Origin of the sequence: Neobacillus sp. YIM B06451 (assembly GCF_032667185.1) — a bacterium.
GTDB lineage: Bacteria > Bacillota > Bacilli > Bacillales > Cytobacillaceae > Bacillus_D.
This window is the reverse complement of sequence record NZ_JAVFKJ010000003.1, coordinates 276,991-301,544: the sequence shown is the minus strand read 5'-3', so window position 1 is coordinate 301,544 and position 24,554 is coordinate 276,991. Positions and strand designations below refer to the sequence as shown.

The following is a 24,554-nucleotide window of genomic DNA, read 5'->3' as shown; positions in this document are numbered from 1 at the left end:
TAAAAAGTAATTAGGTTTTCCGTCCTTTCTCTGACTTAAACAGGGAGGTATCTAACAACCAAACGCGATTTCGGCTCGTGGTTGTCATAATGACGAGGTTTATCTGACAACCAAACTAGATTTAAGCTATTTGATTGTCACGCACCAAATTTTGCAACCTTAAGAAACGAAAATACCACAGCCTAAATGACCGTGGTAGAACGAAAATATTATTCGTTCTCACTAAACGGAGCACCACGTCTGGCTCCCTTGGTTAATATAGTTTCCTTCATCCAACAGATCAGGAATATCAGGCCAAATTGAAAATCACTCAACTAACGCTCATGCAGAAAACCGCCGATATGTTCCCCAACTGGGCCATCAATCCATCTTCCTAAAAACGCAAGCAAGCCTATCCTTATTTATGCGCAGCAATGAATTCCTTTGCCTTTTCCTGAAGGCTGGCATACAGTTCTTGTTCACCGAAATCACGGACCTTGGTAAACTCGGTGGTTCCCAGGGAAAAATCGACTTTCCCCGTTGCCATGTAAAGGAATGTTGCATTGCCAATCAGTTCAATTTTATACCTTCCATCCAGGTTCCTGACGATGCACTGAACCATTCCGCCATCATTGTAAACAGTGATAGGCTGATTGACTTCATTTAATCCATTAAGGCAGGTTACAAGTGACGAAGCAGACATAGCGGTCCCGCACGCGTTAGTAAAGCCAACGCCGCGTTCAAACGTCCTTACATAAATATGGCCGTCCGCCAAAGGCTTTACGAAACTTACATTCACACCGTCCGGGAAAAGATTGTTTGGCTTGTTTACTTTCTCGCTTAACTCCTTTTGTAGGGTTCCTTGTATTTCGTTCTCCCCCACAATGGCGATTAAATGCGGATTGGGGACAGCGACAGCTGTAAATAGAAGATTATCAGACAACTCGGGAATTTTCCCATTCATTAGCGTTTCGTACGGCAAATTCAGCGGCAAATCCCCAAGATTGAATAAAACGGGGGAAATTTCCACATTGTACGTCTTAATCCCTTCGTTAATGTCCGGATATTTTTGAACAAGGAGGTCTGCCTTCATTGTTTCAACTACGGCGCTATCTTTTTCAAGCTTTTCACAAACATATCTACCCGCGCAGCGTAGGCCATTGCCGCACATGGACGCTTCCGACCCATCCGCGTTGAATACCCTCATAACCGCATCGGCATGTTCGCTTCTAAGGATGAACAGGATTCCGTCAGCGCCTGGCCCATTATCCCTGTCACATAGAAGGCGGGCCATTTTCGCCCTTTCCTCCTCCGCAAACAATTCCTTTCCGGAAAGTTCATCAATAAGCAAAAAATCGTTCCCTGAACCATGTACTTTAATAAATTCAAATTCCAAATGTGCTACCTCCCGGATCTTTCGTCAGTTAAAGAATCGCACAGTAGCAAAAAAATTACAATATTAGCGTTCAACAAAAAATTCCTTTATCAATACAGCCAAGAAGAGAAGCCTATCCTCGTCTGCCAGCCGGGGGTCAAGCGTGAAAACCGGAGCATTAGGATCAGCGGAGAAAGCCGTCCACCCCATCGGCATCATGCCCCTTCTCAGCCTGCCCGCCTGCCCGAATTTTTCTCCAACAATTTTCAAATCCATGAAAAACCTTGATGAATCAATTGACGCGATGGCAGTCCCTCCCGCAGTGAACGTCCAGCCTTCACGGCTTTTACACAAGCCGCCTAAAGATAGGCCCATCGAATCATAAACAACGATACCTTTTTGAGTGAGGATATACCTTGCGATTAGGCCGGACTGCCCATCCGTTAATTCGAATTTTTGCCGAAAGAAAAAGATGCCCGGCGAAATCCTCCGCAGTTCTGCAATTTTTATGCCATAAGCGGAAAAAAGGAACAGTCCAGGCTTTAATTTCGCTTCGTAAAATACAAGAATATGATTTACCTTCAATATATGCTCCTGGCACGCTCCAAAATCGTGTGTGGAACCAACGGCTCTCTTATGGTTCACCAAATGGACGTTAAAGTAAACGATGCTTCCAATAATGAACGGGAGGATAAGCAGCATGGCCTGTTTGTTGTTCATAAAAAGGATATTGTAAGCGATTAGGAGGATTGCCGGAAAAAGAAACAATATGCTGGAATTTAAGGATGCCTTCGAAGTTTGGAAGTAATAGTCCGTAATTTTCATTGTAGCCCTCATACACTTTTTTCTATTATTCTATTGCCAGCCTGTCCAAATCATTCCGCAACACTCACCTTGCGTTTAAAGCCCATTAAGTGATTCCTCTAAAAGAAATCAAGAAGGGGATCTGGCATATACTGGTTTATGAAGAGATTGTTTAACGGGAAGGCAAGAGTAAATTGAGGGCCAACCTTTTTAAATATGGACAACGAGGTAGGAAAATGGAGAAAATTTTACTAAAAAATGCGATGGTCATTCCGGTAACTCAACAACCGTTCGCACATGGCGATGTCCTGGTTGAGGACGGAAAAATAAAAAAAGTCGGCAGAAATCTGCAAGCGGACCCGGAAACAAGGCAAATCGAATGCAACAACTTGTTTCTACTGCCAGGATTTATCGATGTCCATACCCATCTGGGCCTCTATGATGAAGGGACAGGCTGGGCGGGTAATGATGCGAACGATACGATTGAACCGATTACCCCCCACATTCGTGCGATGGACGGGGTATATCCTCTTGATTCCTCTTTCAAGGATGCCAGGGAAGCCGGCATTACCGCCGTCCATATTATGCCGGGCAGCGCGAATGTAATCGGGGGGACGACCTCGGTCATTAAAACGGCCGGCACAAATGTAATCGATATGATTATAAAACAGACCGCCGGGCTTAAAATAGCACTGGGAGAAAATCCGAAACGCGTCCACAGCAACGGGAAGAACCATTCCCTTACCCGTATGGGAATTATGGGGATGCTGCGGGAAGCATTCAATCACGCCGCCGGAACAGATACAGACGACTTGCGCACCCTCCCTTTGCGAAAAGCTTTAAATAGAGAGATTCCAATCCGCGTTCATGCCCACCGCGCCGATGATATTATGGCGGCTTTGCGTTTCGCGGATGAATTTGCCCTCGAGGTCCGGATTGAGCATTGCACGGAAGGCCACCTGATTGCAAACGAACTCACTGGTTTGGGTCTGAAGGTTTCAGTAGGACCTACTTTAACAAGGCGCTCGAAGGTTGAATTAAAAAACAAAAGCTGGACAACGTATCAGGAACTTTCAAAGCACGGGATAGAGGTTTCCATTACGACAGATCATCCATACACTCCCATTCAATATTTGAATGTTTGCGCCGCCATTGCTGTAAGGGAGGGCCTTTCCGAACAAAAGGCACTGGAAGGTATAACCATCCTCCCTGCCAGAAACCTCGGAGTCGACCATCGGATTGGAAGTATAGAGGAAGGGAAGGATGCCGATCTAGTGCTTTGGAACTTCCATCCCTTCCATTTTCTATCCAAACCGCTATGGACAATGATAGACGGAACATTTGTTTTTCAAAAATAATGTAGAAATTTATCGTAAAACAACTAATTTTTCCGCCAAAAAACCTATTTCTTTTTTAGTTATTTTTGTGTATTATACTCTAGTAAAAACTCTTTTACCTATGTTAAACTGAAATTCCCTGTCATCATGGCAGCCAACATCATAATATTGTGCATTGGGAAGGCAAATGGTGCGCCACCAGTCAAACTGGTCCTAGTGGGTTCGATTCCCACCCCGAAATTTTTTTCGCAACTTAAAAAAATTTCGAGGGTGGAGGTTCCGATCCATGGGACCCGTCTGCCCTGATTGGAGGGCTTTCCTATGTTGAAAAAACGCGATCTCCACGATTGCCACGCACTATACGACCTTATTACCCATCCAGATGTATTTCCATATGTACGCCATAAAGCGAGCTCCTATGAAGAATTCCTCTTTTTAACAAAGCAAACGATAGAAGCGGAAGAGCGCGGTGAGATTATTTCCCGTACGATTCTCGATGAATGGGGAACACCAATCGGTACGATTTCCCTGTTCGATATCGAATCAAACGCCGGGTTTCTAGGAACGTGGCTCGGCAAGCCTTTTCATGGACTTGGCTACAACTCTCTTGCAAAGGATGCCTTTTTTCAGGAAGTTTTCTATGAGCTCGGGATTGAAACGGTCTTTATGAGGATCAGAAAAGCGAATGTCAGGTCCATTAAAGCCGCTGAAAAACTCCCCTATTCGGTTAAAGCGAACGAAACAAGGCCTGCCTTGTACCGCGAAGTGAATTCCGAAGGGAATATTTTCGATTTATATGAAGTCCCAAAAGACCAGTACACTTTCCATTTACTTCGAAACAATGCTGCTTCCCAGGAGGAAAGCAAGCTTCTCGAAGCCTAAAAGAACATTTCCATCAGTGGGTTCTTTTCCTACCTGATCGTTATATAAGCCAAATGAAAAAAACCAAACCGCCGTTCCAAGGCGGTTTGGTTTTTTAATTAATGTTTACATAATAATATTATCGTAAAACCAAGAATCATTGCCTATAAATCTTCCCAAGTACGTCCAATCCGCCTGTTACAGGAATAATACTGCCGGTGATAAAATCGGATTTTTCATCGGCGAGGAATGCAATCATCCTTGCGATATCGCCGCCAGTGCCTGGCCTCCCAACCGGAGCATTTTCAGCATCATTAACAATGGCGTCCCCAACGTCTTTTTCCTTCCACCCATTGACGATATCCCCTGGGCACACCATATTGGCCGTAATTCCGTTTTCAGCTTCTTCCAGCGCGATCGTCCTAGTCAGGGATGCAAGGCCGGTTTTCGCGGCGGCGAACGCAGAACGGTATATCCATCCAGGAGCTGTTTCAACCCGGTCAAACCCTAAAGTGATGATTCTTCCCCATCCCTTTCCCCTCATTTGCGGGAGTAGAAGTTTCGATAAGTAAAATGCTGACGAAAGGTTACCTGAAACAATTGAATTCCATTCATCGAATGAATAATCGGTCAGGCTTTTTCTGTCATGTATGTAAGGACCGGCATTATGGATGAAAATATCAATTGAAGGAACATGGGCAAGAGCCTTGGAAACGGCATTTTCACACTCTTCCCTGACTGAAACGTCTCCCTGTGCGAGTACACATGTTGTTTTGAAGGTATCGGTTATATAATCCGCAAGTGCCTCAGCCTTCCTTTGGCTTGACCGGTAATTAATGACCAAATCATAGCCTTTTTCCGCGAGATGGATGGCAGTCATTTTTCCTATGCCGGAAGCAGCCCCGGTAATGAAAACAGTCCTTTTTACCATCCGAATCCCTCCCCTCTTATCTCTTAATTTCCATTATGAAGCGCCCGTAGGAAAGTAAAGCATTTTGAACCTTTGGGCGTTTTTTTCATATTATGTTAGTGCAGAGATGCATCCGCTAAGCCCGTTTAGCAAGAAAGGATGGTTTGCATGTTCCCATGGAGCTCGTTTCCATTCAATAAAGAGATGTCGACTATGATGAAGGGCATGAAACCTGACTCCATAGAAAAATATGTACGGGAGGCAATTGAAGCTTATTTGCCCAAAGGGACAGAAAATGCGTTTCATTTTTCCGGTGAAGCACCTGCCGGACAATCTCAGGCTACGGCCGATCCAGCGAAAAGCCAGGCTTCCATTTTTTTAACCCACGATTATGTTTATGCAAGGCTACAGATTTCAGAAGACACGCAGGAAAATATTCGCCTTTACCATACATCGAACCAACTATTTATAGAAAATTTCCCTGTACAGGGAGAAAAGCTGGCCTTTGACCTCCCTGCCGTAGTCAAGAAAAAAGGAGCCACAGCAAGTGTGCAGGATGGCATACTTGAAATCAGGCTTATTCGGGCAATCGATGTCCAGCTGTCGGAAATCAATTTTATTTAAGCTTATTTAGGCAGACATTCCGTACACCTTTTTCCGATGTACGGTTTTTGCATCTTCTCAAGACATTTTTTCCACTAAAACTGTATGCAGTTCAATGAGTTCCAGTTTTGCTTCATTTGAAAGGTCCGTTTCCAGAATCCTTTTTACGGCGCTGTAATATTTCGAGTGGATCGGCTTTCTTACCCTTGGATGGGAATTTTCATCCCTTAGTTCCCTTGCAATCGCTTCTTTCAGGATTGCTTCATTGCTTTCCCCTTCTTTTTCAAGAAGCCGGTTATTCCAGATTTTACGATATTCGCCAAGCAGTCTGGCAAAATCCCTTTCTTCCATCGTATCATTCAACTCCCAGCATCAAACCTTTTCCACTAGAATTGTACATATTAAGCGAATTCTTTGCAAAAAATAGGAGAACAACTTCACAAGGAGGTTTCTGTGGTGCATCCATACCGATGTCCAAATTGCAAAACAAATAGGATTCGTTTTAATATCATTGAACAGGTGGCCCATTCTGTGAAAATGGATCCATTAACCGGTGAAATCACGAGCGAGTACGAAAAAGGCGGCCAGGAACCATTCCATATTCCGTATACAGGCCCGAATTACCGTATCCAGTGCGGCGTTTGCGGTCTAATAGAGGATGAAAAAACCTTCATTAAATTCGGGCAGCTGCCTGTTTAGAAAACAACTTTCAAGGGCCCAGCAATTCTTTACCGGGCCCTTAAACCACCTAATCTAATTGATCATTTTCCAGTAAACCATTTTCTTTCAAAAATTGCATTGAATCAATCTTCCACGGGGAAAAAGGGGAAGGTCGAAAACAGTTAATCTCTACCTTTGCCACATGTCTTCCCATTCCTTTTAAATGCCATTCAATTTCCACCGGCACAACCGCAATCAAGTCTTCTTCCAAATCTTCCGGCGGCAGCATGGGAAGCCGAATAATTTTTACGCCTTCAACATTCAGAACAATCTTTTCCCAGTTCATGTTTTTCGTAGACAACATGCCCACAATCCGGCGATCCTGCTCTTTGAAGCCAGCAACATAATAACGTACAGTTTCGTAAGGATTGGCCGTAGCAAGCAGTGCACCCAGGCTCCCAGCGGCTTTATGGACCATCATCATATGTGAGAGGTCCATTTCCTTTCTTCTATGCGTCGTACTTTTATAAAAATGGATGCAGAAATGGCCTGGAAAATTGTTTTTGAGCGCTCCGGCCCCATGAGGCATCCCGTTCATCGAAGCCGCTATCTTTTGTTTGCCGTGAATCGCATAAATCGCTCTTCTTTTCCAGCTCCATTCCCCGTTATATACTTTTTTCATAATCGCTGTATCCTTTGGCGTCAGGGGCTGAACATCGGCATGCTTGCTTCCAGCTCGTCTTTGGACACGGAACTTCTTGCCTGTTTCAACATCAACAACAGTGAAGATTGCATACTTCGGGAAAAGCTTGTCAGCTTCTTGCCAGGGAGCCATCTTTGCGTCTTGTTGTTTGGCGAATGCCGGAAAGGTGGACAGGAAAAGAAGCGATAAAGCCAAAATTAAAACCGGTATTTTCTTGTTCCCCAATTAATCCACCCTTTCCTCATGTTGCATGTAAGGAAAGTTTCCCTCATGGGTTGATAATTCATACAATGAAAAAGCCTCCATCAAAAAAATGGAGACCCTCATTATTCTTTTCCATGGTTGTGGATATATTCCCTTGCCTTATCGATTCCGATTGCGATTGCTTTCCCTTCATCATTACCATCTTCGAGAAGGGCATTTGCTATTTCAATTGCTTTTTCCCTGACTTCCGGGTCAAGATTCTTCATTGAGGCCGGATAATCATCTTTAGACCAAGGCATTGAACCGACCACTCCTTCTTGTTAAGGTTACAGTTCAATACCCTTTTCAAAAGAAGCAAAACCTGCTTCCAGGCTTCGAAGCTCCCCGGAAATTTTTGCCCAATCAATATTTTCGCCAATCATAACAATGTTTAGCGGCATATTCATATCTTCTTTTATATAAGATGGCATACCATATGAAAATTGAAACAAATCAGGGTAGGACGAGCCTTCAAATTTAACATAACCTTTTATACGGTAAACCGTATCTGGCATTCCCCTTAGGAACTCGTCGAAACGTTCCCTTTTGACGGGGTTCTTGAACGTATGGACAAAAGAAGAAAGCCCAAGGTCCTTCGTTTGCAAACGCGTGACATGTGAGTTTTCTTTCTCCCCCGCGTGCGACAGGCCGCGCAAATCCCGAAGTGGGACTTTTGAAAAATTAGTCAGTACACATTTCGCATGTGGATTCAATCCTTGAAGGCTAATCGAAACATCTGCCTGCTCCCTGTCGGACAAGTCGCCAGCTTTGTTTACAATTAAGTAATCAGCATGCCGAACTTGTTCAATCAACAACTGCTGCAATTGCGGCCCCATCGCTCCCTTATCAAGCCACCTTCTCCCGTCTACAGTGGAAATAATGCCCTTTACATGGAGCACGTTGGCGAAAAGCGGTGATAGGACCGAATCGAGTACTTCGACAGGATGTGCGGCGCCGGTCGCTTCAATATAAATTGCATCCGGCTTTTCCATTTGAAGCAAACCTTGAAGCTGGGCCTCCACCTGTCCGCTCATCGTGCAACAAATACATCCGCCCAATAATTCCTTTAAGGCAACATCGTCCCCTACTTCATCGGAATCAATCGAAACATTACCGAGTTCATTCATCATGACAGCCACTTTCCTGCCACTGTCCCGCTCATTCTCCAGAAGCCTTTTTAAAAGTGTCGTCTTTCCGCTTCCCAGGAAGCCTGCAAGGATATAAACCTCTGTCCTCTTCATACTATTCCCCTTCATACACTCATCTCTTCAAGCATTTCTTTGACCATCTCTTCCAGAATGGCGCCGATTTGCGCATCATCCTTTTCGGTCAAAAACCCTGTTTTCTGGAACCATTCTTCTTTGCATTTCCATATAGGGAAATATCCATTCGGAAAATAGTCATCCTCTTGCTCTATCCCAATTTCAATGAACGATTCATAATCATCCTCAAAGCAAAACCCTTTAGGCTGCTTTTTTCCTTTTTTGGACCGGATCAGTTCGAGGACCAATCTTTGGCCGTGTATCTCAAATTCCGGCTGGTATTTCTCCTGAAGCGAATGGCATATGTTTACGCACGCATCCTCCAGCTTCAAAATTTCTTCCTTGAGCTGCTCATCAAAATGGATGATTTGCTTCAACAATTCTTACCCCGTTTTTGAACTCTTGGTTCGCCTGTACCGCTTATAGGCCGGCAGTTTCCCCTCTTGCCAGATGAGGAACTATCTAAGCACACATTCTATAGCATTTCATTGGCACTTACAAACCTTTAGGCTTTAGGCGCCTTTTACAAAAGGAAAACCCGGCAGAGCCGGGTCCATTCATTATTTGATTTCTTTTTTTACAACTTCAATTGCTTTCTTCAGCTGAGGGTCATCCTTGACGATTTTCTCCTGAAGAAGCTCAATGATTTTTTCTGTTGTTCTGCCCGTAACGATTCCGTTTTCCGGAAGCTTATTTGCCTTCTGGAGAGCTTTTACGGCATTTTCTGTTTTTTCGTCGTAAAAGCCATCCTTCCTGCCTGGATCAAATCCCAGCACGGATAGCATTTGCTGAGCGGTCTTTACATCATTTGAAGAACTTCCGAGTTTCAACTCGAGTTTAGGATCGAGATAAGGCAGATTATAATAGTCAGGTACAGCTACCTTGTAATCCGGCTCAATTCCTTTTTTATGAATCCAGTTTCCGTTTGGTGTCAGCCACTTCGCTGTCGTAAATTTGACATTTGAACCGTCCGGAAAATCCTGGACTGTCTGTACAGTTCCTTTTCCAAATGTTTTTTCGCCAACGAGTGGCACACCGGCAGATTCCTTTACAGCTCCCGCAAGAATTTCTGACGCGCTGGCGCTTCCGCTGTCAATCAGGACAACCAATGGAAAATCAGGATTTCCTTCGTTTTTCGATTTGTATTCCTTGACCATTCCGTTTCGTTCTTCAACCTTAAATAACAGCTTCCCTTCAGGAACGAACATACTGGATATGGCAACCGCCTGTTCCAATAGCCCGCCTGGATTTTGCCGCAGGTCAAGAACAAGGCCTTTCATTCCTTCTTTCTGCAGTCTGTTCAGTGTATCAACAAGCTCTTTGGATGTATTGGTCGAAAATGTTGTAATCTGGACTTTGGCAATCCCATCGGCAACCATTTCTCCATGGACGGTTTCAATTGGAATTTCATCCCTGATGATTGGAACTTTAATTGTCCCTTCAACGCCTGGCCTTTGGATTGTCAGTTCTACCTTTGTACCCTTTTCACCCCTAATCAGCATGACCGCCTGGGTTGACGACATCCCCTGGATGCTTTTTCCGTCAACCATAAGGACAATATCCTTAGGTTTAAGGCCTGCTTTTTCGGCGGGTGAGCCCTTTAATGGGGAAACAATCATAATATACCCGTCTTTTTCCTGGATTTCTGCTCCAATCCCCTCAAATGAAGATGACACACTGTGCTGGAATTCCTTCGCGTCCTTTTCATCCATATAAGTGGAGTACGGATCATCCAATGCCTGAACCATTCCGTTGATTGCCCCGCTGATGACTTTATCCTCATCAATATCCTCATAATAGCCTTTCTTCAAGGTATCATAGGCACGATAAAGCTTCGCAAATTCCTCCCGTTCGGAATTTCCACCGATTATGATGGGGTGGGTTTCCTTCCCGAACGATAGCGCAAAAGCTGTAATTCCTGATGCCAAAACGACAACGAGTACCAGAAGCAAAATAAAAACTGGCCTCTTCATCCGGATCACCGCCGATTTATCCCGCTGTCCGGCGTTCTGCTCCTGTTCCTGCAGTTGATTCTGTTCGTCCACAGCCTTCACCACTTCCATTTTCCGTAAAAATTATACTAGCCTTATCATCTAGAATACCATTTTTTCTCCATAATGGACAAAAAATTATTCTTGAACAAAATGTGCAAGCGCTCCGAGCCCCTAGCCGCTGAAGCTGGACACGGCTTATGACCTCGAGGGGCTAGGACGCTCCTCGAAAAAGCTATCGCTTTTTCTTCGTGCGAGGATTATGCTTCCGAAGCTTACTCTTGTGGGGCTGGATTACAATAGCTTGTTTCGGGGTGTCCACAAGGTTAAATTTTATAAATTCCTAACAAAAAGAAGAACCCCAAATAAGGGGCCCATTAAATTTTCTTCACTTGCTGGAAAAATTCCTCAAGTGTCCAGTTATTTTCATACATGGTTGTGGCTGCTTCAACTCCAACATACCGGAAATGCCATGGTTCGTATTGATACTGCGTTATTGACTCTTTCCCTTTAGGATAACGCAGGATAAAACCAAATTTATGAGCATTCGCGGCCAGCCATTTTCCTTCTATCGTTTCTCCGAATTCCTCGGTCAAGTTAAGGTCGGTCGATTTAGCCGCTATGTCCATCGTAAGCCCGGTCTGGTGTTCACTTTGGCCTGGAAGGGCAACGGCTTGCGTCGCACTGTCCACCCCGACCTTTCTCACTTCGGCATCGAACAAATCATTTTGCCTATCGTAGGACCGGAAACCCGAGACTGCATAAATTTCAATATTTTCTTCTTTCGCCTGCCTGAACATCGCTTCTATTGCGCGTGCTGCTTCCTCCCTGATCAGGCTTTTCTCAAGGTCCTGTTCGCCAAAGGAAAACGGGATATCAGGTTTAACCATATCATCGGGCCGATACTCCACGGGTAAGGAAAACTCTTTATTTACGAGGACAAGGAAATTGTCCGGATTCTGGATTTCCTTCCTGCCGCCTTCAACGGCGATCTCATTAAAATAGGCGGCTTCAAGCACTGGGCCATCGTTTGTTTGGGATGCCGGTTCTCCCGGGTCTTTGGTGCCTGTCGCTTGATTGTCCTGTTGCTGAGGACGGCTTTCCGAGTTGATTTTATCTTTTAGAATAGGAATTTTTTTTACGAGAGCATCCATTTCGCTGCATCCCGAAAGAAGTATACAGCTGCTGATTATCAGCAAAGTCCTTTTCATTTTTACCACCCAATGTCGACTTTTAGAATATTTTGTTCCTGATTAGTAGTATAAGGCTCCTTTTAGCCAAGGGCAAGGAAAGGTGGACAAATTTTCAGTTCACGGGCAAGGAACAATATGGATATCGTTTTAACGGGAAACATGAATGATGGATGCAGGCACAATCCTTCTACAGTAACCCTTCCTCTCATAAAAAATAACGGCCCTTCCCAAATGGAAGAGCCTTTGTTTCCTCGTGCAGGATTATTCTTTAATCGCGGCTTCCAATGCAACTTCAATCATGTCGTTGAACGTTAGCTGCCGTTCTTCAGCAGTTGTCACTTCTCCTGTAAGGATATGGTCGCTTACAGTCAGGATGGAAAGTGCCTTCCTGCCGTATTTTGCAGCAAGGGTATACAAAGCGGTTGTTTCCATTTCCAGCGCCAGGATTTGGTATTGGGCAAGCTTTTCATGGTCGGCGTTGTCATTGTAGAACAAGTCCGCGGTGAATACATTTCCCACCTTTAAATTCAAGCCCTTTTGGACTCCGGCATCATAGGCATTTTTTAGCAATTCAAAGTTCGCGGCAGGTGCATAGTCAATGCCGCCAAAGGTAAGCCTGTTGATTTGAGAATCTGTAGAAGATGTCATTGCCAGGATCACATCGCGTACTTTTACATCCTTTTGGATGGCGCCACACGTACCCACCCTAATTAACGTTTTAACATTGTAGCTCTCAATCAGCTCATTTGCGTAAATGGAAATGGAAGGTATGCCCATACCAGTTCCCTGGACAGAAATCCTCTTCCCTTTATACGTTCCAGTGTACCCAAACATATTTCGAACTTCATTATAGCATTTTGCATCTTCAAGAAATGTTTCGGCAATATATTTTGCGCGGAGCGGGTCTCCAGGCAATAAAACCGTTTCGGCTATTTCATTTTCTTTCGCACCAATATGAATGCTCATACATATCCTCCTAAACCAAATGTTAGATGTCTAACCTCAGCACCCATCATACCATAATCATGGTGAATGTTAAAACGTTAGGATAGGAATGGACTTAAAAAATTGAGGGATAGTATTAAAAGGCCCGGCTGCAGAGAACAATCGGGCATTCTTCTGAAACCCAATGTCCAGGAGGGGTAAACATGGGAAAGAAGCATCGCAACCGGATTAACGCACCGAAAAAAAACAATCATATACCGCCTGAACAAATTATCGCGGAGCACGAAGCACATGCCAAAGAGTATTCCGCGAAAAAACGCAAGAACACATAGAAAACGGAGCAGCCCCCGCTGCTCCGTCATTTTCCTATTAAGAATAACGTTCAATAACCGCCATGATTTTGTCCCGGACAGCCGGTAAATCCGATTGGGTTACCAATAACCTGACATTCGATTCATCCATGGAAAGCGCCTCGGAAAGAAATCCGCCAAGGCCACGGGCACGCCTGTCGACCTGCATAAGCACTTCAATTTCTCCGCCCTCACCCGGAAACATGACTACTTCAAGTTCATCGAGACGGCCACGGAATCTGCCGGAAACAGGTACGTATTCAAACTCCTGCACGAATGGGAGACGGCGCTTCAGCCGGTACGAAGCTTGTTCGCAATCTGCTTCCCTTAGCCGGAAACCCAGATCCTCGACAGCTGAAAGAATGGCGGACATTCCCTTGTTCGGCAGCACCCTTACATAATCCGTATCCGTCGGGTCAACCGCGTTTTTAATATCTAGTCCGGTTGATAGCCAAACCTTTGTCCGTCCAATTGTTACCGGTGTATCAAGTGGAAGCCTGAATGAAAATGGAATTTCCTTTTTCTCATTTGGCTTGATTAAAAACGGATCCGAAATTTTGAAACGGTCAATAGCCGTGGTAACGCTGTATTTCTTGTCATTAGATTCCTTCAAATATACAGTATTAAGCGACAAGTAGATGGAATCAATCGTTTGTTCAGTGCTGCCTCCGGTTATTTCAACGATCCCCCTTACCGTTTCGCCAGGGACAAGTGTATCCCGTTCAAGCTTCGTATCCACCTTTGTACCGCCTATCCCCACGCTTGCCAGTACCTTATTAAAGAATGACATTCCGTTTTGCCCCTTTACAAAGTAATTTTTCAATATCTCTTCTGATCTCACCGCAATCATTATATTCGCTGTCAATGAGCAAAAGCCTTCTTAGAATCGTTTTTGCTTCCTGCGAAATGTGCAGCTCTTCCTCCCAGCTTCTTTCCGGCTGCCCTTCTTTTGGGGTGTAGGATGAGTAGAGCAAAAACAGCAGGAAATGGCCCAATCCGTAGAAATCAGATTGGCGATTCTTCGCTTTTCTCAACAACTTGCTTGATTTAGGAAACTTACCAGTTCTTTTTTCGGCTTTTCGGGCGAGCCCGAGGTCAATCAAGTAAACTTCTTCGCCGTGTAAAAGAATATTCGGAATCCTGATATCCCTGTGGATGATATTGCCGGAATGCAAATATTCCACTATCGAAAGGAGTTTCATGGCAACTCCGAAAGCTTCTGTTTCAGTGTAGGAGTCCCCTTCCTGGAAAATAAGCTGTTCAACCGTTTTACCGTATTTATACTCCATTGCGAAAAAAGGGATTCCCTCATGAGTGCCATTCCGGTAATAAGCGGGCAGGCCCAGATGGCTTGTTTGTTGCATCATAACCTGCTCAATACGGAAACTTTTCCTGCCCGCAAAAGACAGCCTTTTATGGAGACGAAGTGTTTTTACTACTACCAGACGCCCTTCAGCCATGTCAAAAGCAAGATAGGAATGGCCAAAGCCCCCGGAACCAAGAAGTTTTTCGATCCTGTATCTTCCATCGATACCCATGCCTTTTGGGAAAGGCTTTTCAATGGTTTCGGAAATTGCTAGCATGAAGCTTTTAAACAAAAGGAAGCATCTCCTTACCGGCTTCGTCAGCTGCTAAAAAAGCTTGAAAAGCCCTTGCCTTTAAATTTTTTCTTATAATGGGAATGGCCATAGTGCGAATGCTTTTTGTGTTTCATGTATTTCCAGGCATCGCTTGAACTCATGTATTTTTTTTGTTTTTTATAGCCTAATAGCAGCTTTAGGATCTTTTTCAGCATCGTTTTTCCTCCCCGGTTTTGATAGATTATTTACGCACCCAAGCAAAAAAAGGTTTCGTTCTTTTTCAAAAAAAATCCGCATAAAAATACGGCCCTTTTGCCGGCAGGCCGTATGATGCATACTACTATTTTTCTTCATCAATAATCGACTTTTCAAGGAGGTATTCAAATGTAATATCCGCCAGTTCTTCCAATTCGGCTTCAGTTGGTACGAAGCCCCGCCTAATAAGCTCCTGAAAGAAAAATTCAGCTATTTCTTCCGTATCGATAATCACTTCTACTTCTTTCATTCGTACCGCCTCCTTTTTACAAAATGTATGAATCATAATAGCTTTTCATGCTTGCAGCTGAAATAAAGGCCATACTTAGGAAGTTGCGCGGGAATGCGCGGAGTAGTTGTTGAAGGGGTGCGGGCAAACACAACTAAACGTGTTTTTTTCCGTCATTTTTATGGAGGTCTTGCAGCTTTTTTAAAATAACTTCCATTACCTGGGAGTACTCGTTATCACCGAAAAGCTGATTCAAAATCCGGTAATCGTTATAAATGTCGAGAAGACGGTCAATATACTGCTTTCGTTCCTTTTTCCTTTTAAGTTCCTCCGCTTCGGATTTCTTGCCGTGTCCTTCGGTAGGTTTGTTTTTTCGGGACTTTTCCTGTTTGCCGACAATCGATAAAAAACCAAGCTTGCTAATGAACGTATCGGCGTGTTCAGCATCCGCAAGCAAAGTTAGTTCTTCTTCTCCAGCCTCGAGCCATTCACCGTCTTTCACCCTGGCAAGCTCGTAAATAACGTCCTCCCACGCATCCTCTTTATACCGCCAAATTTCTGTCCGTACGCCTACGACCTTGAAAAGGTCATTTCCATATCCTTTTACCTGGACTAAGTCGCCGAAGAAAAACTTGTATTCTATACCCAAATGCTCCTCCTCAACCGGGATGCCATCATATTCCGACAGCAGCTGGAGCGAGGTTTCCTTATAGAGGCCTTCACTGTTGTTGACCTCATACATAAAATGGCTGTCAACCAACTTGATATCGGTAACTTTTCCAACAGTTCCATACATAATGATAACGACAGTATCGCCTAGTTTATACTTCGGAGTTTTCCTCTTCTCCATCGCCTTCACCTCCCAATCCGGTCGCCGAATAATTACAATAGTATATGCGCATGATGTTTAAGCGCACACGGTGGGCAAAATAAAAACGCCCTCCAAATTTTGGAGAGCGGATTCGTTTTATTTTTGTTCCGTTGCCACATATTCCTGCCAGGCCTCATCAAAAACGGCCATCGTTTCCAGGTAACTGCCATTTAGCTCCAGATAGGCGCTTAACTCACCGTAGTCTTCCGAATGTTTTGGGAAGCTGTGGTCCACGTAGGCGGAATTGGCGAACTTGCTGATTTCGTCCTTCGGTTTGGGATGCCTGTATTTCATTAAAAAGTGATAGAAAGATTTCCGCATTGGGCACCTCCTGGCTATTGGTTTTTAAAAGATTGGTCAATTTCAATTTTTATACCGTCCCTACTGGCGGAAATGCTCGCAAATGCCCCAACCGGGATCGTTGCAATCGGTTGGGTATGGCCAAAGTTTACATTTCCGATAACAGGGATTCCTTTTAATTCCTTTTTGGATTGAATGATTCTGATCATAGCCTCCTCGGTTATATGAGAATCCTTCTGGAAACGCCCGATTAATATCCCTTTAATCCCTTCCGCTCCTGGCTGGTGAAGGAGCGACTGCAAATCTCGGTCAAACGTAAGGGCATGGGATTCCAAGTCATCCTCAATGAAAAGGATTGAGTCGGCAAGCGGCGGCATGAATTCAGTCCCCTGCAGAAGGTTCATCGTACAAAGGTTTCCCCCTATCAATGTCCCTTGCGCGCTTCCTTCCTGGATTTGAAGGAAGCCATTCTGCTTGATAAATGTCCTGTTTTCCTGGTCACGGTACCATGGATCATCGCTCCATACGTCGGACGGCTCAATTTCATATGGTGCATCGTTAGTCGCTGCATCAAGAAAGGAAGACAATGTATATTCAAGGCCATGCTTTACCCCAAAGCTGGAGAAATACGGGCCAGAATAAGTAATCAGACCGGTTTTCTTATAAATGGCCAGGCTCAAAGCGGTTATATCACTATACCCGCAAAAGAATTTAGGATTTTCTTTTATTAAGTCCCAATCAATATACTTGAGAAGCTGATTTGAATTATATCCCCCTATGACGGTGAGAATACCAGCGACAGAAGGATCAGCAAAAGCGTCATGCAAGTCTTCGATCCGCTGCTCGATCGATGAACTGAAAAATTCATCATGGCCATGGACATTCTTTCCGAATGTTACTTGGAATCCAAGCCCTTCCAGCCTTTCGACCGCAAGTTTCACCTGTTCTTCCTTTATTAAATCCATGCTTCTTGCCGGGGCGATAATCCGTATTTGATCCCCCGGTGACAGCCTTTTTGAAAGCATCCCCTTACCCCCTTGCTAAAATAACATTATCATACCAAAACGTGGGCAATGGTCAAATACTTTCTTTAGGGCTAAGCGGGTTTACGCTTGATTTTTGTCTTCCGACTGAATGATTGCAGTTTAGATAAAACTCATTATTTTACTTAAGCATTTCCCATCGACACGAAAAGTTTTTTACAAAAAAAAAAAAAAACACCCCCTTCATGTGAAAGAGGTGTTTTCGGCTAGGCTAACCAGCAGCTGGTGCCGATGATGATAAGCAGGATGAACAAGACAACAATCAAGATAAAGCTATTTCCAAAAAATCCTCCCACAGGCGCGCAACTGGCGCCAATAGGTTGGGCATATCCACAATACCCTCCATATCCATACATGAGCATTCCCCCGTATTTTCTTTCTCACAACAATGTATGAATGATGCGCCCACCCGGTATAGGCATTCGCCCAAATATCGGTATGATTACTGCTGATTTTCCTCGCCGCATCCTTTTTTCTTGCAAATTACTTGAAAAATAGGTATATACACTGATTTTATTTCAATTAGATTAAGTTAAAATGACAGTATGATTACAGGATAATGAGGGTGAAACCATGAAAAAAACATCGATAAGGATGCTCATTATTCCGGCAGTGCTCCTTTTTATTTTTTGGGGGATTTTCAACCCGTTTACTTCGGCAAAGGAAGCTCCCGCCAGCACTGTCGGCTTTTACAAAAAAATCGCCAACGGCAGCGATTTCAGCTACATGATCATTGGCGACAGCATTGGGCGGGGCTCTGGCGTGAGCAATCGGGACGAAACATGGTTCGCCCTTTTTGAAAAGCAAATCAAAAGGGATTATGGTTCTGCCGGCGTTCGGCATTCAATCGTCCAAAGCGGCGCCACTTCATTTGAAGGAATTATTAAATACGAAAGGGAAAAACCGGCAACCCCTGTTGCCCTAGTGTTCATAGTTTTCGGCGAAAATGACCGTAAATACATGGATGCCCTGCAATTCTCCTTTTTTTATGAACAGCTTTTAAGAAAGGTCAAAACCGATTACCCTTATGCGGATATCATTACTTTTACAGAGAGCTCCCTTACGAATGATGAATTCGCTCAAACAATTAGCACGATATCTGCGCAGTACGGTGCCATGAATCTTGATATGCGGGTGCCCTTTAGGAAGTCGGGATTGGATGCCAGAAAGCTCACCCGTGACCTTGTCCATCCGAACAAATTAGGTTATGAACTATATTCCCGTGAACTAGCAAAATCCATTAAAACCTCCATCAAATCTGAAAAAGGGGCCCTACCGCTCCCCGCACCACTCCATACCGGCTTGTCAAAGAACTACATGAATATTTGGGAGCCTGTAAAAAAATCAGGTTTTGTAAAACGCGGGTCTGGATTTATCAGCCAGGAAAAAGGGAGTTTAATCGAATTTGAATTCAGTGGGGAAATGGTCGGCTATAAAGTAGAGCGAAGCCCTCACGGCGGTGAAGTGGAAGTCTTCATTGATGGAAAATCATTCGGGACTGTTTCAACCTGGTGGCCGTTCAAGAGGGAAAGGAATATTTATTTGGCTGGATCGCTCGGAAAAGGTCCTCACCAAATCCGTTTTATCCATACTGGCAAAATATCCAACAACGGCAGCCAGACGGCTAAGCCATCTGTCCATATCAAGGCCATCATTGCTGAAAAAGACACACCATAGTTTCAATCCGGCGTTTCCAGGGCTATAATAGAGGAAAAAACGCCGGAGAAAAGCATGAAGACATTGCTGAAGAATTTTATAAATGGAATTATCACGATAGTCCCCATCATTATTGTTGTCTACGTAATTTACAAGACATTCGTATTCCTGGACAGCCTCCTCGGGAATTTCCTGAGGCCGTATATGAAAAACGATTATATTCCTGGGATAGGACTTTTGCTGACAGTAGTACTCATTACGTTTCTTGGATTCCTGTCGACAAGGTATGTTGCCGGAAAGCTCATTCGTTTGATTGACCGGCTCCTTGAACGGATTCCAGTAGTCAAAACGCTTTATTCTGTTATCAAGGACACGGTCCAATCGTTCCTGGGCGAAAAGAAGTCTTTTTCAAAGGTTGCACTTGTAACAATTCCGGGCACAGAAATGAAGTCCCTTGGTTTTATCACATCCGAAAACCTGGAGAGCTTCTATAGCCCGCTTGGAGACCATGTTGCCGTGTACGTCCCACAGACCTTCCAGGTGGCCGGCTTCACATTCTTGATTCCAAAGGAGCAAGTTGAAATCATTGAAGTAAAACCGGAGGAAGCGATGAAATTCATCCTGTCCGGCGGCATGGCCAACAAGGGCTCACATGCTGAAGCCGCCAAAAATTAAAAACCGCTCAAGGCGGTTTTTTGTCTAGCTCCAGCGCCACAGTAAATTCGAAGAAGTTGTCTTCAGCTCGTCGCAAAGCTGCAGGGAAGTAACTCAAAGCAGTTGCTTCCCTCCAGTCCATACGGAGCTAAACGGGCTCTTGCGGTTTTCTTATTTTGCAGTTATTTTGATAAAAGGAGTTGTCCCTCTTTCCACTCTGCCAGAAGCAAGAATTTCGATTTCCATTGAATCACTGTTCGTGATAACCAAAGGGGTGACCGTGCTTTTCGCTTTCTCTGTTACAATTGCCATATCAAACGTTACAAGCTTGTCACCGGCACTTACCTTGTCTCCTTCACGGACATGCGCCGTAAAGCCTTCCCCTTTCATTGAAACTGTCTCAAGGCCTATATGCAAAAGAATTTCCGCCCCGTTCGCCGCTTTAATGCCAACAGCATGCTTCGTCGGGAAAACCTGAATGATTTCTCCTTCCACAGGAGAGACGACAACTCCTTCGGTTGGCTCAACTGCAAGGCCGTCACCCATCATTTTTTGTGAAAAAACAGGGTCATCAACATTGTCCAATACAGTAGCCATCCCCGTTAACGGCGCAACCAAAACGACTTCCTTTGTTTCTTCTTTTTTACCGAATAATTTTTTGAACATTATAATCATCCTTTCGAATGTAGTCTGCCCTTATTCTATTCCCTGTTTTTTAAGGGCTTAACTAAGGATGATTATACCCAAGTAACTCCAGGAAACAAAACAAGTAGCCTTTTGGTTTTATTACAGGGGTTGGCATCCTTTGTGAGGAAATTTTAACCACCAATAAATTTTAGAAAATTTAGATAAAGGCGAATGTCTCCTAAAATGGGGTGAATCTTTCGGAATATAGGGTGAATTCTTTATAAAATGGGGTGAATAATTTTATAACAGGCAGCGGAGATAAAGCAGAGAGGCTTGGCGACTTTAGACTACTTGGTAGAAAGCATGCATAAAGCCCAACTTCGGTTTCCCGAATGATGGGCTCTTATCCTATGGTGAGTCACCTCATCCAGCCTGCTCCTATTTTCTTTTACTAAGTTTTCCTGCCCAAAAGATCGACTTTCTTTTCTTATTTATTTCACAGGCGCGCCTTTTCCATTTGTAGGCGGAATTTTTGAATGGTAGATGGTTTTCATATGTTCCGAAAATTCTTCATACATATAGTCCCAATTGTCCATATACCACCATTTTCCGCCAGCTTGAAATATCATTAAGTCGGATTCCGTATATTTTGACTTAACAATCATCGTATTGAAACCCATCGCATCAAAAACAGCCGATTTTACCATCTGTTTGGCGCACTTCCCCAAAATCCCTCTTATAAGGGCATCATAGGCTGAAACGGATATTTCATATTTAGGGTCATTCTTTTTGACAGAAACGGTGGAACCATCATAAGAGTAACTGTAGCCTCCGGAACTTTGATACGGAATGGTACTAATTAAATTATTGGCAACGATGCTTGTCCTAAAAATCTTTTCGATCTCGGTTTTACTTAATCCCGCTCTTACTAGTTCTCCTAACGAGCCTTCCGCCATGCGCAGGATCATGTTCCGATCACTTTGATTATCGTTGTTCCCGTCCCAACGGGCTCCATTAATATAGTCTAAATAGTACTGGTGGTATTCAGCCTTATATACATCTTTTGCTTCTTTATAGCCTTTCAGGGATTGAGTAACGATTTTCATTACTTGGTCATATTCCTTTTGGTTCATGCTATTGTAGCCATGGCGGCCAAATTGCGCAATGACCTCCTCTGTTATTGGATTTTGTGCTTTAATCGAGGAAGAGTTTTTTAATCCCTTTACTTTGCCATATACTCTGTTAAATACGCCTGACGCAAATTCCATATTGCCGTATATTTGAATAGGATCATAATTATACACATTAGAAGGTATGCGGATTCGCCCATCGAACGCATTCTTATAACCTTCCAGGGTATTATATAGCCCACTTACATTTTTCCAGCCACTGTAGTCTATTTGCCGGTCAATTGCAAAGAGTGCAACAGTCACTTCTGTGTGTGCCTCAACCGAATTCGTATAGTCTGCGGCTGTTACTTTTTGCAATGCTTTTTCAAGTCTTGACAGCAACTCTTTCTCGGACCTTTGACTTTCTTTTTCTACTATTAATTTGGTTACCCGATCCATGCTAACCGTATGTAATACTGCATTTTGGATACATTTAACGGCCATTAATTTCGCCTTGCTCGGTGTTTTATAATCCACTCTTGCGTCACGAGTAATGTAATATCCACCGCCAACACCCAAAGTGTTGGATTTAAAAGTGTAAATTCGATAAGTTTCTCCGGCCTTTAACGTTCTTGAAACAGTTCCGTTCGGCTTGAACAGCGGAGTTTCCTTTTTTACGAGTAACAGTCCGATTTGATTGGGCTTTAGTTCCATTCCTTCCCACATAATCTTGCTTACTCCTTTGTATTGGCTGCACGAGCTACCTTCCTCCGCCTGTATTTTTTCGGCTGGAAAAAAACCAATCACAAGAAGCATAGATAAAAGGAAACCTGATACTTTTCTCAACTATTCTCCCCCATTCGACAAAAATTTCCTGAATTAACAATTTTCAGTAATATTATACCAAAATGAATATAAAGTTGTAGTTCTTTTTTTCTAAAAACCTGCTGTGTAGAGGGGTTTCCGACAGTCTGTACATGAAAAGAAGAACTGATTGCCTTTTCACCGGCGTTTTTTATATAAAAAAGAGAAAGAGGCCCGCGCAAAGGCCTCTTTCCCTACTTCTTCTTCGTCTTGATTTGCTTATTGATCGCCTTCCAGCGTTTCTTTTCCTCAATCTGCGCGCGTTTATCCGCCTTCCGCTCAATAAAGGCTAGTTCTTTTTGAAGCTTGTTGTAGCTCGACAGCCTTTCTTCCGTAAGAATGCCGCTCCGAATTGCTTCCCGTACAGCGCAGCCAGGTTCATCCGTATGGCGGCAATCCCTGAACCTGCACGAGCCGCCCAATTCTTCAATATCCGAAAACGCACCGGCCAGTCCTTCCTGGCTCTCCCACAATTGCAGCTCCCTCATCCCCGGAGTATCAATTAGGACCGCGCCTCCTGGTAAAAGAACAAGTTCGCGGTGGGTTGTCGTATGGCGTCCTTTGTCATCGTCTTCCCTGATTTCTTTGACCGCTTGCTTTTTTTCGCCGAGCAGGCTATTGGTCAAAGTAGATTTTCCGACCCCCGACGAACCGAGCAAGGCTACCGTTTTCCCTTCTTCAAGGTATGGTTTCAGCTTGTCGAGGCCTTCGTTCAATTCGGCGCTGACCGGGATAATTGGGACCCCTAGCGCGACAGCTTCGACCTCTGCGACCTTTGATGCCACGTTTTCGCAAAGGTCCGTTTTGGTTAGGACAATCACAGGATTCGCCCCGCTTTCCCAAGCTAGAAGCAAATAGCGTTCGATCCGCCTTACATTCAAATCATCATTCAGGCTGTTTACAAGAAAAACGGTATCAACATTAGCAGCGACGATTTGTTCTTCGGCTGTATTGCCGGCCGCCTTCCTCGAAAATTTACTGAACCTTGGCAGGATGGCATGGATTGTCCCTGTGCCCTCTTCTTTCCTAGATGAAAGGATGACCCAGTCGCCTACAGCGGGAAAATCCTCCCTTGAGGCAGACTCAAACGAAAACTTCCCTGAAACTTCGCAAAGGAGTTCGCCTTCTTCCGTCCACACCCTGTACATCCGCTTATGTTCGAGAGCCACTCTTCCTAGGATGCATTCCTTCTTTGGAAAATTGGCCAATTCCGTTTTCATATCCTCTTTTAAACCAATCATAAATAAATTCACTATGTTTCCCCCTAAAAATAAATAAACCGCAGGCATACACAGCCGCGGTTTGCTCTTAGGGGAATTGGACAGACTTGTCCCTTTGCCTAAATAACCGTACGGGCTGTGCAAGAGTCGACAACAATGGATACAATGCTCATTTTTCTCATTACACTTCACCCGCCTTTTCATAAGATGGTTTTAGTATATTCAATTCTTTTTAAAAAGTAAACAAAATTGTTTCCTGTTTCTGCATATTTACCTTCCTCCATCCATAGTTTTAGTCGAAAAGCTAAAAAGGGGGTGGAAAGAAATGCGGGAATCAAACAAAGCAATTTGGAATTTCACGAAACAGGAGCCGATTGGAAGAAGTGTAGGCTCAGCGTTTCACGCTAACCCTTCAATCGGACTAATTGATGTGTTAATAAATGGCCTTAGGCTTGTAAAAGACCTGTCTTTTAAAAAAAAGAGCCTCCCCTTTGCCCTCCCAGAAGGCAGTTGCCAAATTGACGTTTTTTCCAATGGCGTTTGGGTCGCCACAAATGAGCTGATTGCTGAACAAGACAAGGAATGCTTTATCGCAATTACCGGTACAATCGATGAGGTTGACGTTTTCATCTGCCCGAGCGGAGCACGAATTCCGCATGGTGAAGCGGCCGCGAGATTCATCCATCTCGATCCCCTTCTTGGAAAATTGGATGTGTCGGTCAATAAGGGAGATGTCGTTTTCCCAACCCTGTCCTATCTTAACGTGACGGACAGCCTGGCGCTCACGCCGTTTTCAGTGAACCTGGAAGCGAGGGCAGCGGGCACTAAAGAAATCCTAATCTCTATGCGGGATGCCCACTTCGAACGGGATACAGCCTACCTCGTCTGCTTCATCGGAAAGGAAGCGGTATTCCTAAAAGAAAAGTGAGT

General features: G+C 44.1%; 30 protein-coding genes. 8 read left to right on the top strand and 22 right to left on the bottom strand.

Going from position 1 to position 24,554, the window contains the following annotated elements; translation table 11 throughout:
- Positions 1 to 397: 397 nt before the first annotated feature.
- Together dapF and RB160_RS09070 are read right to left on the bottom strand one after the other, a co-directional pair.
- Positions 398 to 1,375 carry a diaminopimelate epimerase gene (gene dapF, locus RB160_RS09075; RefSeq protein WP_316569917.1) on the bottom strand — a complete coding sequence of 326 codons (978 nt, stop codon included), beginning with the start codon at positions 1,373 to 1,375 and terminating at the stop codon, positions 398 to 400.
- 63 nt (positions 1,376 to 1,438) lie between these two features.
- On the bottom strand, positions 1,439 to 2,179 hold the full coding sequence (locus tag RB160_RS09070; protein WP_316569916.1) for a hypothetical protein: 741 nt from the start codon (positions 2,177 to 2,179) through the stop codon (positions 1,439 to 1,441).
- A 215-nt stretch (positions 2,180 to 2,394) separates the two neighbouring features.
- On the opposite strand from RB160_RS09070, the gene RB160_RS09065 reads away from it, so the two are divergent.
- Together RB160_RS09065 and RB160_RS09060 are read left to right on the top strand one after the other, a co-directional pair.
- Positions 2,395 to 3,516, top strand: a complete 1,122-nt coding sequence (locus RB160_RS09065; RefSeq protein WP_316569915.1) for an amidohydrolase — start codon at positions 2,395 to 2,397, stop codon at positions 3,514 to 3,516.
- Between the two features lie 300 nt (positions 3,517 to 3,816).
- Positions 3,817 to 4,377, top strand: coding sequence for a GNAT family N-acetyltransferase (locus RB160_RS09060; protein WP_316569914.1), 561 nt, complete (start codon positions 3,817 to 3,819; stop codon positions 4,375 to 4,377).
- Between the two features lie 136 nt (positions 4,378 to 4,513).
- Here the strand turns inward: RB160_RS09060 and RB160_RS09055 are convergent, their stop codons facing one another.
- A complete protein-coding gene (locus RB160_RS09055) occupies positions 4,514 to 5,287 on the bottom strand; it encodes an SDR family oxidoreductase (RefSeq protein WP_316569913.1) in 774 nt (257 codons plus the stop codon).
- A 147-nt stretch (positions 5,288 to 5,434) separates the two neighbouring features.
- Here RB160_RS09055 and RB160_RS09050 point away from each other — a divergent pair, with 147 nt between their 5' ends.
- On the top strand, positions 5,435 to 5,890 hold the full coding sequence (locus tag RB160_RS09050) for an Hsp20/alpha crystallin family protein (RefSeq protein ID WP_316569912.1): 456 nt from the start codon (positions 5,435 to 5,437) through the stop codon (positions 5,888 to 5,890).
- Positions 5,891 to 5,947: 57 nt separating this feature from the next.
- On the opposite strand, the gene RB160_RS09045 is transcribed toward RB160_RS09050, so the two are convergent.
- On the bottom strand, positions 5,948 to 6,220 hold the full coding sequence (locus RB160_RS09045) for a hypothetical protein (RefSeq protein ID WP_316569911.1): 273 nt from the start codon (positions 6,218 to 6,220) through the stop codon (positions 5,948 to 5,950).
- A gap of 102 nt (positions 6,221 to 6,322) precedes the next feature.
- Here RB160_RS09045 and RB160_RS09040 point away from each other — a divergent pair, with 102 nt between their 5' ends.
- Positions 6,323 to 6,568 carry a DNA alkylation repair protein gene (locus tag RB160_RS09040; RefSeq protein ID WP_316569910.1) on the top strand — a complete coding sequence of 82 codons (246 nt, stop codon included), beginning with the start codon at positions 6,323 to 6,325 and terminating at the stop codon, positions 6,566 to 6,568.
- A 49-nt stretch (positions 6,569 to 6,617) separates the two neighbouring features.
- Here the strand turns inward: RB160_RS09040 and RB160_RS09035 are convergent, their stop codons facing one another.
- The 7 genes from RB160_RS09035 to deoD all read right to left on the bottom strand — a co-directional run bounded on the left by RB160_RS09035 (position 6,618) and on the right by deoD (position 12,887).
- A complete protein-coding gene (locus RB160_RS09035) occupies positions 6,618 to 7,457 on the bottom strand; it encodes a hypothetical protein (RefSeq protein WP_316569909.1) in 840 nt (279 codons plus the stop codon).
- Positions 7,458 to 7,558: 101 nt separating this feature from the next.
- On the bottom strand, positions 7,559 to 7,735 hold the full coding sequence (locus RB160_RS09030) for a DUF2188 domain-containing protein (protein WP_316569908.1): 177 nt from the start codon (positions 7,733 to 7,735) through the stop codon (positions 7,559 to 7,561).
- Positions 7,736 to 7,762: 27 nt separating this feature from the next.
- Positions 7,763 to 8,716 carry a CobW family GTP-binding protein gene (locus RB160_RS09025; RefSeq protein ID WP_316569907.1) on the bottom strand — a complete coding sequence of 318 codons (954 nt, stop codon included), beginning with the start codon at positions 8,714 to 8,716 and terminating at the stop codon, positions 7,763 to 7,765.
- 11 nt (positions 8,717 to 8,727) lie between these two features.
- The gene (locus RB160_RS09020) at positions 8,728 to 9,114 is read right to left on the bottom strand and encodes a hypothetical protein (protein WP_316569906.1); all 387 of its coding nucleotides are present in this window, start codon (positions 9,112 to 9,114) and stop codon (positions 8,728 to 8,730) included.
- Between the two features lie 183 nt (positions 9,115 to 9,297).
- On the bottom strand, positions 9,298 to 10,800 hold the full coding sequence (locus RB160_RS09015) for a lmo1851 family serine protease (protein WP_316569905.1): 1,503 nt from the start codon (positions 10,798 to 10,800) through the stop codon (positions 9,298 to 9,300).
- A 305-nt stretch (positions 10,801 to 11,105) separates the two neighbouring features.
- Positions 11,106 to 11,939 carry a M15 family metallopeptidase gene (locus RB160_RS09010; protein WP_316569904.1) on the bottom strand — a complete coding sequence of 278 codons (834 nt, stop codon included), beginning with the start codon at positions 11,937 to 11,939 and terminating at the stop codon, positions 11,106 to 11,108.
- A gap of 243 nt (positions 11,940 to 12,182) precedes the next feature.
- Positions 12,183 to 12,887, bottom strand: coding sequence for a purine-nucleoside phosphorylase (gene deoD / locus RB160_RS09005; protein WP_316569903.1), 705 nt, complete (start codon positions 12,885 to 12,887; stop codon positions 12,183 to 12,185).
- A 182-nt stretch (positions 12,888 to 13,069) separates the two neighbouring features.
- Here deoD and RB160_RS09000 point away from each other — a divergent pair, with 182 nt between their 5' ends.
- A complete protein-coding gene (locus RB160_RS09000; RefSeq protein ID WP_316569902.1) occupies positions 13,070 to 13,198 on the top strand; it encodes a hypothetical protein in 129 nt (42 codons plus the stop codon).
- A gap of 37 nt (positions 13,199 to 13,235) precedes the next feature.
- On the opposite strand, the gene RB160_RS08995 is transcribed toward RB160_RS09000, so the two are convergent.
- The 8 genes from RB160_RS08995 to RB160_RS08960 all read right to left on the bottom strand — a co-directional run bounded on the left by RB160_RS08995 (position 13,236) and on the right by RB160_RS08960 (position 17,850).
- Positions 13,236 to 14,006, bottom strand: coding sequence for a sporulation protein (locus RB160_RS08995; protein ID WP_316569901.1), 771 nt, complete (start codon positions 14,004 to 14,006; stop codon positions 13,236 to 13,238).
- Entirely contained in the window at positions 13,993 to 14,814 is an 822-nt protein-coding gene (locus tag RB160_RS08990) for a serine/threonine-protein kinase (protein WP_316569900.1), read from the bottom strand. Before RB160_RS08990 ends, RB160_RS08995 begins: the two co-directional genes overlap by 14 nt.
- A 26-nt stretch (positions 14,815 to 14,840) precedes the next feature.
- The gene (locus RB160_RS08985) at positions 14,841 to 15,011 is read right to left on the bottom strand and encodes a hypothetical protein (protein ID WP_316569899.1); all 171 of its coding nucleotides are present in this window, start codon (positions 15,009 to 15,011) and stop codon (positions 14,841 to 14,843) included.
- Positions 15,012 to 15,136: 125 nt separating this feature from the next.
- A complete protein-coding gene (locus tag RB160_RS08980) occupies positions 15,137 to 15,301 on the bottom strand; it encodes a YozD family protein (protein ID WP_316569898.1) in 165 nt (54 codons plus the stop codon).
- 133 nt (positions 15,302 to 15,434) lie between these two features.
- Complete coding sequence (locus RB160_RS08975) at positions 15,435 to 16,130, bottom strand: hypothetical protein (RefSeq protein ID WP_316569897.1); 696 nt, start codon at positions 16,128 to 16,130, stop codon at positions 15,435 to 15,437.
- A gap of 117 nt (positions 16,131 to 16,247) precedes the next feature.
- On the bottom strand, positions 16,248 to 16,472 hold the full coding sequence (locus tag RB160_RS08970; RefSeq protein WP_316569896.1) for a YozE family protein: 225 nt from the start codon (positions 16,470 to 16,472) through the stop codon (positions 16,248 to 16,250).
- 14 nt (positions 16,473 to 16,486) lie between these two features.
- Positions 16,487 to 17,476, bottom strand: a complete 990-nt coding sequence (locus RB160_RS08965) for a S66 family peptidase (RefSeq protein WP_316569895.1) — start codon at positions 17,474 to 17,476, stop codon at positions 16,487 to 16,489.
- Between the two features lie 224 nt (positions 17,477 to 17,700).
- The gene (locus RB160_RS08960; protein WP_316569894.1) at positions 17,701 to 17,850 is read right to left on the bottom strand and encodes a YjcZ family sporulation protein; all 150 of its coding nucleotides are present in this window, start codon (positions 17,848 to 17,850) and stop codon (positions 17,701 to 17,703) included.
- Between the two features lie 217 nt (positions 17,851 to 18,067).
- Here RB160_RS08960 and RB160_RS08955 point away from each other — a divergent pair, with 217 nt between their 5' ends.
- Both RB160_RS08955 and RB160_RS08950 read left to right on the top strand, forming a co-directional pair.
- Positions 18,068 to 19,171 (top strand): SGNH/GDSL hydrolase family protein, encoded by a 1,104-nt coding sequence (locus RB160_RS08955; protein WP_316569893.1) that lies wholly within the window; start codon positions 18,068 to 18,070, stop codon positions 19,169 to 19,171.
- 54 nt (positions 19,172 to 19,225) lie between these two features.
- Entirely contained in the window at positions 19,226 to 19,825 is a 600-nt protein-coding gene (locus RB160_RS08950; RefSeq protein WP_316569892.1) for a DUF502 domain-containing protein, read from the top strand.
- Positions 19,826 to 19,975: 150 nt separating this feature from the next.
- Here RB160_RS08950 and RB160_RS08945 read toward each other — a convergent pair whose 3' ends face one another.
- The 3 genes from RB160_RS08945 to rsgA all read right to left on the bottom strand — a co-directional run bounded on the left by RB160_RS08945 (position 19,976) and on the right by rsgA (position 23,657).
- Positions 19,976 to 20,470, bottom strand: coding sequence for a PTS sugar transporter subunit IIA (locus tag RB160_RS08945; RefSeq protein ID WP_316569891.1), 495 nt, complete (start codon positions 20,468 to 20,470; stop codon positions 19,976 to 19,978).
- A gap of 452 nt (positions 20,471 to 20,922) precedes the next feature.
- Entirely contained in the window at positions 20,923 to 22,386 is a 1,464-nt protein-coding gene (locus RB160_RS08940) for a hypothetical protein (RefSeq protein WP_316569890.1), read from the bottom strand.
- A 212-nt stretch (positions 22,387 to 22,598) separates the two neighbouring features.
- The gene (gene rsgA / locus RB160_RS08935) at positions 22,599 to 23,657 is read right to left on the bottom strand and encodes a ribosome small subunit-dependent GTPase A (RefSeq protein WP_396954690.1); all 1,059 of its coding nucleotides are present in this window, start codon (positions 23,655 to 23,657) and stop codon (positions 22,599 to 22,601) included.
- A 292-nt stretch (positions 23,658 to 23,949) separates the two neighbouring features.
- Here rsgA and RB160_RS08930 point away from each other — a divergent pair, with 292 nt between their 5' ends.
- Complete coding sequence (locus RB160_RS08930; protein WP_316569889.1) at positions 23,950 to 24,552, top strand: DUF4397 domain-containing protein; 603 nt, start codon at positions 23,950 to 23,952, stop codon at positions 24,550 to 24,552.
- The last annotated feature ends 2 nt before the right edge of the window (positions 24,553 to 24,554 follow it).